12 protein-coding genes are annotated in these 12,598 nt (G+C 68.0%); 5 read left to right on the top strand and 7 right to left on the bottom strand.

The window, feature by feature from the left end; all coding sequences use genetic code 11:
* Positions 1–58 precede the first annotated feature (58 nt).
* Entirely contained in the window at positions 59–547 is a 489-nt protein-coding gene (locus SALMUC_RS00480) for a peroxiredoxin (RefSeq protein WP_020040709.1), read from the top strand.
* Between the two features lie 67 nt (positions 548–614).
* On the opposite strand, the gene SALMUC_RS00485 is transcribed toward SALMUC_RS00480, so the two are convergent.
* The 6 genes from SALMUC_RS00485 to SALMUC_RS00510 form a co-directional block, all read right to left on the bottom strand.
* Entirely contained in the window at positions 615–905 is a 291-nt protein-coding gene (locus tag SALMUC_RS00485; RefSeq protein ID WP_020040708.1) for a 4a-hydroxytetrahydrobiopterin dehydratase, read from the bottom strand.
* A complete protein-coding gene (locus SALMUC_RS00490) occupies positions 902–2,101 on the bottom strand; it encodes a GNAT family N-acetyltransferase (RefSeq protein ID WP_020040707.1) in 1,200 nt (399 codons plus the stop codon). The genes SALMUC_RS00485 and SALMUC_RS00490 overlap by 4 nt, the downstream gene beginning before the upstream one ends.
* A 44-nt stretch (positions 2,102–2,145) precedes the next feature.
* A complete protein-coding gene (locus tag SALMUC_RS00495) occupies positions 2,146–2,901 on the bottom strand; it encodes a glycerophosphodiester phosphodiesterase family protein (protein WP_021119654.1) in 756 nt (251 codons plus the stop codon).
* A gap of 4 nt (positions 2,902–2,905) precedes the next feature.
* Positions 2,906–3,367: a RidA family protein gene (locus SALMUC_RS00500; protein ID WP_020040705.1), complete on the bottom strand. Its 462-nt coding sequence runs from the start codon at positions 3,365–3,367 to the stop codon at positions 2,906–2,908.
* A 118-nt stretch (positions 3,368–3,485) separates the two neighbouring features.
* A complete protein-coding gene (locus SALMUC_RS00505) occupies positions 3,486–4,793 on the bottom strand; it encodes an HlyD family type I secretion periplasmic adaptor subunit (RefSeq protein ID WP_020040704.1) in 1,308 nt (435 codons plus the stop codon).
* Positions 4,790–6,520 (bottom strand): type I secretion system permease/ATPase, encoded by a 1,731-nt coding sequence (locus SALMUC_RS00510; protein WP_020040703.1) that lies wholly within the window; start codon positions 6,518–6,520, stop codon positions 4,790–4,792. The genes SALMUC_RS00505 and SALMUC_RS00510 overlap by 4 nt, the downstream gene beginning before the upstream one ends.
* A 171-nt stretch (positions 6,521–6,691) precedes the next feature.
* Between SALMUC_RS00510 and SALMUC_RS00515 the strand changes: the two genes are divergently transcribed.
* Both SALMUC_RS00515 and SALMUC_RS00520 read left to right on the top strand, forming a co-directional pair.
* Positions 6,692–7,465, top strand: a complete 774-nt coding sequence (locus SALMUC_RS00515) for an MlaA family lipoprotein (protein WP_020040702.1) — start codon at positions 6,692–6,694, stop codon at positions 7,463–7,465.
* A complete protein-coding gene (locus SALMUC_RS00520; protein ID WP_020040701.1) occupies positions 7,465–8,070 on the top strand; it encodes an MlaC/ttg2D family ABC transporter substrate-binding protein in 606 nt (201 codons plus the stop codon). The genes SALMUC_RS00515 and SALMUC_RS00520 overlap by 1 nt, the downstream gene beginning before the upstream one ends.
* 82 nt (positions 8,071–8,152) lie before the next feature.
* Here SALMUC_RS00520 and SALMUC_RS00525 read toward each other — a convergent pair whose 3' ends face one another.
* Positions 8,153–10,399 (bottom strand): transglycosylase domain-containing protein, encoded by a 2,247-nt coding sequence (locus tag SALMUC_RS00525; RefSeq protein ID WP_020040700.1) that lies wholly within the window; start codon positions 10,397–10,399, stop codon positions 8,153–8,155.
* A gap of 261 nt (positions 10,400–10,660) precedes the next feature.
* Here SALMUC_RS00525 and SALMUC_RS00530 point away from each other — a divergent pair, with 261 nt between their 5' ends.
* On the top strand, positions 10,661–10,999 hold the full coding sequence (locus SALMUC_RS00530; protein ID WP_020040699.1) for a P-II family nitrogen regulator: 339 nt from the start codon (positions 10,661–10,663) through the stop codon (positions 10,997–10,999).
* Positions 11,000–11,038: 39 nt separating this feature from the next.
* Positions 11,039–12,376 (top strand): ammonium transporter, encoded by a 1,338-nt coding sequence (locus tag SALMUC_RS00535; protein WP_020040698.1) that lies wholly within the window; start codon positions 11,039–11,041, stop codon positions 12,374–12,376.
* Positions 12,377–12,598 lie beyond the last annotated feature (222 nt).

Below are 12,598 nucleotides of genomic sequence, written 5' to 3' on the forward strand. Positions count from 1 at the left end.
TGCTCGCGCGCAGCCTATATCCCGGGGCAGAGAAAAGGCAATCGAGGGAGATCAGGACATGGCACTCACAACCGGCGACACGCTGCCCGACGCGACCCTGCTGCAGATGGGCGAGAACGGCCCGGAGCAGGTGAAGCTTTCCGACAAGACCGCGGGCCGCAAGGTGGTCCTTTTCGCGGTGCCGGGCGCCTTCACGCCGACCTGCCACTCGGCGCATGTGCCGAGCTTCATCCGCACCAAGGACGGCTTTGCCGACAAGGGCGTGGACGAGATCATCTGCGTGTCGGTGAACGACGCCTTCGTGATGCAGGCCTGGGGCGATGCCACCGGCGCGAACGAGGCGGGCATCACCATGCTGGGCGACCCGGAGGCCGAGTTCACCAAGGCGATCGACATGGACTTCACCGCGCCGCCGGTGGGCCTCATCGCGCGGTCCAAGCGCTATGCCATGCTGGTCGAGGACGGCAAGGTCACGCTGCTGCATGCCGAGGAGAGCCCCGGCGAGTGCGAGATCTCGGCCGGCGAGTCGCTGCTCGAGGCGATGTGATCGGGCGGCGGCCGGGTCGGATCCCTACGAGGGAGCTTGGTCCCGGCCGCCACCGCGACGCGCCCTGTCAGAGCGCGTCGAATTTCCGGGCGAGCTTGGCGTCGAGCGACGACAGGCCGCCCACGTCATGCGTCGACAGCGTGACCTCGACGGTGTTGTAGACGTTGAACCACTCGGGGTGGTGATCCCATTTCTCGGCCCAGATGGCCGCGCGGGTCATCCAGGAAAAGGCGTCCGCGAAATCGTCGAACTTGAAGGTCTTGTGGATCGCGTCGCGGCCCTCGACCATCTCCCAGCCGCTGTCGAACAGCGGGGCCAGCATGGTCTCGCGGGCGGTGTCCGAAAGCTTTTCCGTCATTCCTGCTCCTCTCTGTGTTCCTTGCGGAAGGGGCCGTAGGCGGTGAGGATCTCGATCTCCTCGTCCACGGCCTCCCGCTCGGCCTGAAGGTAGCGCGCGACAGCGTCGGAAAACCCCTTGTCTGCCATCCAGTGCAGGCTGTGCGTCGGGGCCGGCATGTATCCGCGCGCCAGCTTGTGTTCGCCCTGCGCGCCCGCCTCGACGCGGTCCAGCCCGTGCGCGATGGCGAAGTCGATGGCGCGGTAGTAGCAGGCCTCGAAGTGCAGGCAGGGGTGGTCCTCGACGCAGCCCCAGTAGCGCCCGAAGAGCGCCTCGCGCCCGATGAAGTTGAGCGCGCCCGCGACCTCCTCTCCGTCGCGCGAGCACATAACCAGCGCGATGTGGTCGCGCAGCGTCTCGTGGGCGATCTCGAAGAACTGGCGTGTCAGGTAGGGCGAGCCCCACTTGCGGGCGCCGGTGTCCTGGTAGAAGCGCCAGAAGGCGTCCCAGTGCTCGGGTTCGATCTCGTCGCCGGTCAGCGTGCGGATCTCGCCGCCGAAGGCATTGGCGCGCTGGCGCTCCTTGCGGACGTTCTTGCGCTTGCGCGAGGAGAGCGTCGCGAGGAAGGCGTCGAAGTCGGCATAGCCGCGGTTGACCCAGTGAAACTGCTGCGTGGTGCGGCGCAGCAGGCCGATCTGTTCGCCCGCGACGGCCTCGTCCTCGGTGCAGAAGGTGGCGTGCAGCGAGGAGACGCCGTTCTCGGCCGCGAACTGCACCGCGCCCTGCAGCAGCGCCGAAAGGCCGGTTGTCTCGTGCCCGGGCCTGGTGAGAAAACGCCGTCCGGTCGCCGGAGTGAAGGGCACGGCGATCTGCAGCTTGGGATAGTAGTCGCCGCCCGCGCGTTCGTAGGCATGGGCCCAGGAGTGGTCGAAGATGTATTCGCCCTGGCTGTGGCCCTTGGCATAAAGCGGTGCGACAGCGATGACCTCGCCGTGGCGTTCGGCCGAGAGGTAGCGGGGCTCCCAGCCCGTGCCGGGGCCGACCGAGCCCGATTCCTCGAGCGCATGCAGGAAACGCCAGGTCGTGAAGGGATCCCGCGGGCGGCCGCCATCGGCGGTCTCGGGACAGGCGCAGGCATCCCAGACCTCGGGGGCGATCTGGTCGAGCGACGTGAGAATGTTGATGGCGATCGTGTCGCCCGGGCTCTGGTCGGTCATGGCGGGTGTCCTGCGTCAGATACTTGGGACGCGCGGCGCGGGGATCAAGCCGCGTAGCCCTCGAAGGTCACGTTCCGGGCAATCTGCCGCGCCTGTGCCTCCTCTTCGGCCGAGCGGACCGTCCAGCAGAGCACCGCGAGGCCGGCGTCCTGCAACTCGGTCACGCGGGGATGGTCCAGTTCGCGCCACTGGTGGCTGATGAAGCAGGCGCCGGTGCGCCCGGCGTCGGAGATGGCGCGCAGGTGGGCGCGCGTCGTCTCGTCAAGCTGAGGCCAGTGCAGGGCATCGAAGCCGCAGGTGGTCAGTCCGCGCGGGAGGTCGGGCAGGCGGCTGGCGAGGGCCGCGACCGAATGCGGGTTGAAGGACATCAGCGCCACCGGGCCGTGGTAGCCCGAAAGCGCAGCGGCGGTGGCGTCCTCCAGCGTGCCGGTCTCGGGGCCGAGCCGGCCGGTCTGGTCCTTGAGTTCGATCTGCAGCGGGGCGCGCCCGTCGACCAGTTCCAGCACCTCGGCCAGCGTCGGGATGCCCTCGTCGCCGTGGCGCAGCGGGGTCGCGGCCAGCTCCTCCGCGCTGCGGGCGGAGATCGGGCCGCGCGCCCCGGTCAGGCGGTCGAGCTCGTCGTCGTGAAAGACCATCGCCACGCCGTCGGACGAGAGCTGCAGGTCGATCTCGATGCCGTAGCCGCCCGCGATCGCCGCGCGGATCGCGGCGCGCGAGTTCTCGGGCCGGCCCGCGCCCGTGTCGTGCAGCGCACGGTGGGCGATGGGCCGGTCCAGGAAGGCGCGGGGCAACTCCGTCACGGGCTCAGGCGATCTCGAAGATGCCTTCGATCTCGACCGCGACGCCCATCGGCAGGGCCGCCGCCGAGACGGCCGAGCGCGAGTGCTTGCCGGCGTCGCCCAGCAGCGCGACCAGCAGGTCCGAGGCGCCGTTGACGACCTGCGGCTGCTCGGTGAAATCGCCCGTCGAGTTGACGAAGCCGGTCAGCTTGACCACGCGCTTGAGGCGCGACAGGTCGTTGCCGCAGGCGGCGCGGACCTGTGCCAGCAGGCCCAGGGCGCAGGTCTCGGCCGCCTTGGCGCCGGCGGCAGTGTCCATGTCGGCGCCGAGCTTGCCCTTGATGAGGCCATCGGCCGACTGGCTGACCTGCCCCGAGACGAACAGCGTGCTGCCGGTCTGGACGTAGGGCACGTAGTTGGCGGCCGGGGCGGGCGCCGCGGGCAGTGTGAGATTCAGCTCCGCGAGGCGGCTTTCGATATCGCTCATGGAATCCTCCGTTTTCGGTTGCGCGCACGCTAGACCCGCGCCCCGGCGAAGGGAATAGGCCGAAACGAAAAGAGCCCGCCAAGGGGGCGGGCTCTTTTGATGTTCCGGGCCGAGCGCGTCAGCTCTCGCGGAAGGCCTTCGAGAAGTAGTCGGTGAAGGGCTTGACCAGGTAGGCGATCGGCGTGCGATCCGCGGTGCGCAGGAAGGCCTCGACCGGCATGCCGGGGATCAGGTTCACGTCCTCGGGCAGACGGTCGCGCTCGCCGTCGTTCAGGACGATCTCGGCGCGGTAGTAGCTGACCGAGGTGTCCTCGTCGGTGAAGGCGTCGGCCGAGATCTGCGTGACCGTGCCGAAAAGTTCGGGCGTGGTGCGCTGATCGAGCGCGGAAAAGCGCAGCGAGACCTCCTGCCCGGTGTGGATCTGATCGATGTGGATGGGCTCCACCTGCACCGAAATCACCAGCGGGCGGTCCTGCGGGACGAGGTAGAGCACCGGCTCTGCCGCGCGGATCACCGAGCGGGGGGTGAAGACCGTGAGGCCGTAGACCACGCCCGAGACGGGGGCGGTGATCTCGAGCCGCTTGAGCTGTTCGCGCAGGGCCTGGCGGCGTTCGACCAGTTCGCGCGAGCGGAACTGCATGTCGCGCAGCTCGGTGATGGCGGTCTCGCGGCGGCCGGTCTCGAGCTTGAGGGCCTCGATGTCCATCTCGGTGATGCGGCCCTCGGACTGGGCCTTCTGCGCGGTCAGCTCGCCCATGGTGCCCAAGAGGCTGGAGCGTTCGCGCTGCAGCGCCAGAACGCGGCTGGCCTGCGCCAGCCCGCGGTCGAGCAGCGACTGCTGGTCCGTCAGCTCTTCGCCGATCAGCGCCAACTGCTCGTCGAGCGCGTTCTGCTGCGACTCGATGCCCTCGACCTGGTTGGCGATCTGTTCGCTGCGCTTGGTCAGCTGGTCGACCTCGCGCCCCATCGAATCGAGCCGGGCGTGGAACAGGTTGCGCTGGCCCTCGACCAGTTCCGCGACCTCCTCGTTCTGCTCGGCCTCCTGCATAAGTTCCTCGGAGAAAACGATTTCCTCCTCGTCGTCGCGTTCCGCCTGCAGGCGGGCACGGCGGGCCATGAGCTCGAAGTACTCGGCCTCGACGATGTTCAGCTCGGACAGCAGGAGCGTGTCGTCTAGCCGGATCAGCACGTCGCCCTCGGCCACCTCGTCGCCCTCGTCGACGTTGATCTCGGCAACGACACCGCCGTCGGGGTGCTGCACGACCTGGCGATTCTGATCGACCTGGATCTGCCCCCCGGCGATGATCGCGCCCGAGATCTCGGTGGTGGCGGCCCAGGTGCCGAAGCCGCCCAGCAGCACCAGCAGCGCGAGGATGCCGACCATCATCGGTGTGCGGGTGGTGAATTTCTTGTTGGCGTCGCTCATCTCACACCTCCCGGTCCGGCGTGCTTGCTGATCTGTTCGTGGTTCTTGACCATGTTGCGCAGCACCTCGTCCTTGGGGCCGAAGGCCGCGCGGGCGCCGCCCTCGAGCATGAGCAGCAGGTCGCATTCGCGGATCGCGGCGGGGCGGTGGGCCATGATGATGACGGCCTTACCCTCGTCCTTGAAGCGCTTGATCGCGGCGTTGACCGCCTCGGAACCCTCGTTGTCGAGGTTCGAGTTCGGCTCGTCCAGTACGAGAAGTACGGGGTCTCCGTACATGGCGCGCGCCAGCCCGATGCGCTGCATCTGGCCGCCCGAGAGCCGTCCGCCGGCGGCGGTCACGCGGGTGTCGTAGCCGTTCGGCAGCTTGAGGATCATGTCGTGGGCATCGGCCTTGCGGGCGGCCTCGACGACCTTCTCGGCGTCGGGCTGGGCCGAGAGGCGGGCGATGTTCTCGGCGATGGTGCCGTCGAAAAGCGTGACCCGCTGCGGCAGGTAGCCGATGTGGTCGCCAAGCGCGTCGCCGTACTGGTCGAGGGTGGCGCCGTCGAGGCGGATCTTGCCGCCCGCGGGGCGCCAGACGCCGGTGATGGCGCGGGCCAGCGTGGACTTGCCGGCGCCCGAACTGCCGATCACGCCCAGGGCCTGGCCCGGGTTCAGCGTGAAGGAGACGATGCGCAGCGCCGCCTGCTGTTCGCCCGGCGGCACGACCGTGGCCTGCTGCACCTCGAGCTTGGCGCGGGGACGCGGAAGTTCGGTCAGGGTGGGCTCGGGCGGCATCTCGGTCAGGAGCTGGGCGAGGTTGTCCCAGCCCTTGCGGGCACGCGTCACCAGCGGCCACTGGCCGATGGCCATCTCGATGGGCGCGAGGGCGCGGCCCATCAGGATCGAGCCCGCGATCATCGCGCCCGGCGTCAGTTCGCCCTGCAGCACGAGGTAGGCGCCGAGACCCAGCATGGCCGACTGCAGCAGCAGGCGGAAGGTCTTGGTCATGACCGAGAAGGTGCCGGTGTAGTCGCTGCTGTGGATCTGGCCCGCCAGCGATTCCGAGCGCGCGACGTTCCAGCGGCGGAAGGCGTCGCGCCGCATGCCGAGGGCCTGCACCATCTCGGATTCCTGGCGGATCTGGTCCGAGGTCCGCTCGGCCGCCATCGTCGTGCGGTTCGAGTTGAGCGTGGGCTTGCGGCTGACGATCGTGTTGACGATCGTGATGACGATGAGGAGCCCGCCGCCGGTCATCGCGAGATAGCCCAGCCAGGGATGGAAGATGAAGATCCCGACGATGAAGACCGGCGTCCAGGGAATGTCGAAGATCGACATCAGCACCGGCGAGGACATCAGCCGCTGCACCGACTCGAGGTCCTTGAGCCCGGTTTGCGCCAGTTCGTCGTTCTGCACTGCCGAGCGCCGCATCACCGCGTTGAAGACCCGCAGGTCGAGTGCCGACTGGAAGCGTGCGGCCACCCGCGCCATGACCCGCCCGCGGGCGTAGTCGAGCAGGCCCATCATGCCGTAGAGGAAGACGACCAGCACCGAGAGGGCGATCAGCGTCGCCTCGGAGCGCGAGCCGAGCACGCGGTCGTAGACCTGCAGCATGTAGAGGGGGCCGGTCAGCATCAGCAGGTTCACGAAGAAGCTGAAGATCGCGACGAACCAGTAATACGGCCGGCTCTGCTTGCGTGCGGCGATCAATTCGTCGCGGCCGGCATCCTTATGTCTGTTTTGCATGAGCGAGGTCCGCTCCTCTTGGGCCAATGCGTCTGTATTTGTAGCAGACTATGCGCTATCGGTCTTCGGTGTCGCACGGGTGCCACGCAGAAAATGCGAAATGGGCGACCGCTTGGGTCTTCGACCGAATGGATTTAATCAACGTCTGTACATCAACATCGGAAATTTCCAATGACAATCGCAAGGCGGGAATACCCCACTCGGCGCCTGACCGCCGCCGCTGCCGGGGCCCTGTTTCTGGGGCTCGCGGCCTGCGCCACGCCGGGGCCCGGGGAGGCGCCCGACGGCGTCTATGACCCGCAGGAGCCGGCCAACCGCCGCGTGCATGCCTTTAACAAGCGCCTGGCCGAGCCGCTCTCGGGGGCGGGCGCCGGTGCCGGCGCGGTGCCCGGGCCGGTGCGGCAGGGCGTCGACAACCTTGCCGATACGCTGTCGCTGCCGCAGACCGTGGCCAACCAGCTGCTGCAGGGGCGGCTGGGACGCGCCTCGCGCAACTCGCTGCGCTTCACGGTGAATGCGACGCTGGGGCTCGCGGGGCTCTTCGACGTGGCCTCGGGGATGGGGCTGCCCGAGGACGAGAGCGATTTCGGCGAGACGCTGCACGTCTGGGGCTTTCCGGAGGGCGCCTACATGGAGCTTCCGGTGATCGGCCCCTCGACCGAGCGGCACGCGGTGGGGCGCTTCGTGGATCTCTTCACCGACCCGGTGAGCCTCGCGCTGCCGCGGCCGGATCGCTACTACGTGACCGGGGTGAAGGTGACGGACAAGGCGCTGAGCCTTGGCAAGTACGGCGATTCGATCGACGATGTGCTCTCGGGCAGCGCCGACAGCTATGCGCAGCTGCGGCTGATCTACCTGCAGAACCGGCGTTTCGAGCTGGGAGAGGACAGCGGGGCGGACGAGTCCTATATCGACCCCGAGGCAATCGACACGGAGGGATTCTGATGGTGCGGCAGTTCTATTCGAGGCGCGGCCTGCTGGGCATGGGCCTTGGCGCCGGCGCGGCGGCGCTGGTGGCGCCCGTTCCGGCGCTGGCGGTGAGCGCGGCGCAGGCCGAGGCGCTGATCGACCGGGCGGTGCGCGACATCAACGCGGTGATCGCCTCGGGCAAGTCCGAATCGGGCATGATCGCGGACTTCCGGCGCATCTTCGAAGCCTATGCCGACCTGCCCTACCTCGCGGCCTACGCGCTGGGCGTCGACGGCCGCCGCGCCAGCCCGGCACAGAAGCGGGCCTTTTCCGATGCCTTCGCGGGCTACATCTCGCGCAAGTACGGCAAGCGGTTCCGGCAGTTCATCGGCGGGAACATCGAGGTCGGCGGATCGCGCAAGGTGAAGAACGCCTACGAGGTGTCCTGCACGGTCTACCTGCGCGGCGAGGCGCCCTTCGACGTGACCTTCTTCGTCGGCGAGAAGTCGGGGCGGTTCTACAACCTCTACATCGAGGGCGTGAACATGCTGCTGACCGAGCGGACCGAGATCGGCGCCATGCTGGACCGCCGCCGGGGCGACCTCGACGCGATGATCGCGGACCTGCGCAAGGCGGGCTGAGGCGGGCGCGCCGCCCAGGGGCGGCGCCCAAATCTGTTCGAGCAAATCTGCAAATTCCTTCGAAGGAATTTGCGCCGGGCCGTCAGTCCGGCGCGCCGAGGAGGTCGCGCAGCACCTGCTGGATCAGGCCGTCGCGACGCTCGCGCTCGGGCTGGGGCGCGGGCTGGCGCTGCTGCTGTTCGCTGACCTGCGGTTCGGGCTCGGGGCGTGCCGGGGCGATGGCGGGCAGCGCCTCGACCGGCAGGCCGTCGTGCACCCGGGTCATGGTCTCGCGCCAGATGTCGGCCGGCAGGCCGCCGCCGGTCACGCCGCGCAGCGGCGTGTTGTCGTCGTTGCCCATCCAGACGCCGGTGACGTAGTCGGAGGTGAAGCCGATGAACCAGGCGTCGCGGGCCTCCTGGCTGGTGCCGGTCTTGCCCGCGGCGGGGCGGCCGTCGGGCAGGCGGGCGCGGCGGCCGGTGCCCTCGGCGATGACCTTTTCCATCATCCAGATGAGCTGGCCGGCGGCCTCTTCGCGGATCACGCGCTCGCGGATGCCGCCGCCCGAGCCCATGACGACCTCGTCCTCGCCCTTGAAGCGCAGCTCTCGCAGGCCGTAGGGCGTGACCGCCGAGCCGCCGTTGAGGAAGCCCGAGTAGGCGCCCGTCATCTCGAGCAGCGAGGCCTCGGAGGAGCCGAGCGCCATGGCGGGGGTGTCGTTGAGCTCGGACTCGATGCCGAAGTCATAGGCCACCTTGTGCACGAGGTCGCGGCCGACGCTTTCCGAGATCTTCACCGCCGGGATGTTGAGCGAATTGGCGAGCGCGGTCGCCAGCGTCACGCGGCCCTTGTAGTCGTTCGAGTAGTTCCTGGGGCACCACTGGCCCGAGCCCGGCACGTTCATGCAGAAGGGTTCGTCGACCACGGTGTCGAGCGGCGAGCGCCCCAGCTCCAGCGCGGTGGCGTAGATGAAGGGTTTGAAGGACGAGCCGGTCTGCCGCTTGGCCTGGGTGGCGCGGTTGAAGACACCCGAGACGCCGGTCTTGCGGCCGCCGACCATGGCGCGCACGGCGCCGTCGGCGGACATCACCACGATCGCGGCCTGGGCAACCGAATCGGGGCTGACCTTCTCGGCGTAGACCGTCTGCATCGCCTCTTCGGCGGCCTGCTGCAGGCGCGGGTCGAGGGTGGTGCTGAGCACCACGTCCTCGGTCGTGTCGCGGGTGAAGAAGTCGGGGCCGGTCGACATCACCCAGTCGGCGAAGTAGCCGCCGGTGCGCCGCTCGGCCTCGTCGGAGAGGGTGGCGGGGTTCGCGGTGGCGTGCTCGGCCTGTTCCTCGGTGAGGTAGCCCTGCTCCTGCATCAGGCGCAGCACAGTGGCGGCGCGCGCCTGCGAGCGTTCGAGGTCGTTGGTGGGCGAAAGCGACGAGGGCGCGGTGAGCAGGCCGGCGAGCATCGCTGCCTCCTCGGGGTTGAGCTCGGCGGCGTGCTTGTCGAAGTAGCGCTGCGAGGCCGCTTCGGCGCCATAGGCCCCGGCGCCCATGTAGGCGCGGTTGAGGTAGATCGAGAGGATCTCGTCCTTGGTGTACTTGGCCTCCATCGCCATGGCGTAGAGCGCCTCGCGGCCCTTGCGCATCAGCGTGGTGCGGCGGCAGTCGTTGACGTAGGCGTTTTCGCTTTCCCAGACCTCTGGATCGTATTCCTCGCCGAGGCAGAGCAGCTTGGCCGTCTGCTGGGAGATGGTCGAGCCGCCGTGGCCCGAGAGCGGGCCGCGCCCCTCGCTGAGGTTGATGCGCACGGCGCTGGCGATGCCCCGGGGCGAGACGCCGAAGTGGCTGTAGAAACGCCGGTCCTCGGTGGCGATGACGGCGTTGCGCAGGTGCGGCGAGATGCTGGAGGCGGTCACGGCGCCGCCGAACTGGTCACCGCGCCAGGCGAAGACGCGGTCGTGCCGGTCGAGCAGGGTGACCGAGCCGCGCGCACGCCCGTCGAGCAGGTCGCCCACCGGCGGCAGGGTCATGTAGTAGAAGCCAACGCCCATCGCGACGAGCAGCATCGCCACCAGCGCCACGCGCGAGGTCACGGTCCAGATCAGCCGCAGGATCCAGCGGAAGATGCCGCCGAAGAAGGCCGCGATCGGGTTGCGCCTGCGGCGGTCCTGCCGGCGCGCGGAGGCCGCGCGGCCTCGGCCGCCGGAGCCCTTGCCGCCACCCTTGCCCTTCGCGGGCTTTGGCTGGGCCGGTTTCGACGCGCGCGACTTCCCCGCGCTCGCCTTCGGCCCGGCCGCGGATTTCCTGGGATAGCGGCGGTCGGCAACCAGCCGACGCCCGCCGCGGCCTGAATCACTCATTGTCTGTCCTGCCCGGCCTTGTTCTTGCGGCGCAGAATAACGGCCCGGCCCCCGGATGTAGACCGCCAAACGTTCACAATTCTGACTTTTTAATCTGCACCTATTTTGTGCATCCCTGAAAATATGTGCGAATTTTGTGCACTCCGGCGCCGTCTGGCCTCGCGCCGCGCGGGCCGATCCCTTTCATTGACGTCGCGGGACCGTCTTGCTGCCCCGTGCAGAACGCAGGCCGGAGGTCTGCCAAACCGAAAGGGACCAAGGGTGAAACTGATCATTGCGACGATCAAGCCGTTCAAGCTCGAGGAGGTGCGCGAGGCGCTCACCGGAATCGGCGTGCGCGGCATGATGGTGACGGAAATCAAGGGCTTCGGATCGCAATCGGGTCACACGGAGATCTACCGCGGCGCCGAATACGCCGTGAACTTCGTGCCCAAGATCAAGCTGGAAATCGTGGTTGCGGCCTCCATGGCCGACCAGGTCGTCGAGACGATCACCAAGACCGCGCAGACCGGGAAGATCGGGGACGGCAAGATCTTCGTTCTGGACGTGCTCCAGGCGGTGCGGGTCCGCACCGGGGAAACCGACGCGGACGCGCTGTAAACGGCTGCTCCTGCACAGTTTGAAAGGGACAACGGAACAATGAAACTTCTCAAGACGCTCGCTCCGGCCGCCGCGCTCATCGCGCTGCCGAGCCTCGGTCTGGCGCAGGACGACGGACCTGTGCCGGGGACGAACGCCTCGACCGACACGGTCTTCATCTTCAACTCGCTGCTCTTCCTCATCGGCGGCTTCCTCGTGATGTGGATGGCCGCGGGCTTTGCCATGCTCGAGGCCGGCCTCGTGCGCGGCAAGAACGTGGCGATGCAGTGCATGAAGAACATCGCGCTCTTCTCGCTTGCGGCGATCTTCTACTACCTCATCGGCTACAACCTCATGTACCCGCTGGGCACCTGGATGAACGAAGGCATCATCTCGGGCGTCTGGGGTCCCGCCGTTCTCGAGCCCGTGGGCGTTACCGCCGATGCGGCCGACGACTACGGCTATGCCTCGACCGGTTCGGACTTCTTCTTCCAGCTGATGTTCTGCGCCACCACCGCCTCGATCGTCTCGGGCACCCTGGCCGAGCGCATCAAGCTGTGGCCCTTCCTGATCTTCGTGATCGTCCTGACCGCGATCATCTACCCGCTGCAGGCTTCGTGGAAGTGGGGCGGCGGTTTCCTCGACGCCGCGGGCTTCCAGGACTTCGCGGGTTCGACCGTCGTGCACTCGGTGGGCGGCTGGGCCGCGCTGACCGGCGCCATTATCCTCGGACCGCGGATCGGCAAGTTCCGCGACGGCAAGGTCAACCCGATCCCGGGCTCGAACCTGACCCTCGCGACGCTTGGCACGTTCATCCTGTGGCTGGGCTGGTTCGGCTTCAACGGCGGCTCGCAGCTGGCCATGGGCACCGTGGGTGACGTGGCGGACGTGTCGCGCATCTTCGCCAACACCAACACCGCCGCAGCCGGTGGCGCCATCGCCGCGCTGATCATGACCCAGATCATGTACAAGAAGCCGGACCTCACCATGGTGCTGAACGGCGCGCTGGCCGGCCTCGTGTCGATCACCGCAGAGCCGCTGACGCCGACCCTGGGCGCGGCCACCATCATCGGTGCGATCGGCGGCATCATCGTGGTCTTCACCGTGCCGATGCTGGACAAGATGAAGATCGACGACGTCGTCGGCGCCATCCCGGTCCACCTGATCTGCGGCGTCTGGGGCACCATCGCGGTTGCCTTCACCAACGACGCGGCGACCTTCGCCACGCAGCTCTACGGCATCGTCGTGGTCGGCATCTTCACCATCATCGCCTCGGCGGTCGTCTGGTTCATCCTCAAGCTGGTCATGGGCATCCGCGTCAGCGAAGAGGAGGAAGTGGCCGGTCTCGACATGGGCGAGCTGGGCATGGAGGCCTACCCCGAGTTCTCCAAGAGCTGACCTCCTCCTTCCTGTCAGCTTTTGTGACCAACTGCCCGGGCGTTCGCGCCCGGGTTTTTTTATTCATGATTTCCAGGGTGTTGCGTTGGATTTTCCTTCGGTAGCCCTCAAACCTCCGCGATCGGCGGGAACCTTCCGACCGGCCGGCGGCTTGTTTCTACAGGGAGTATTTCGCGGCCCGCCGCGCGCCCCGGAACAGTCAATTCTTGCACAAGAGGTCTT

The sequence above is a fragment of the Salipiger mucosus DSM 16094 genome (assembly GCF_000442255.1).
Lineage (GTDB): Bacteria > Pseudomonadota > Alphaproteobacteria > Rhodobacterales > Rhodobacteraceae > Salipiger > Salipiger mucosus.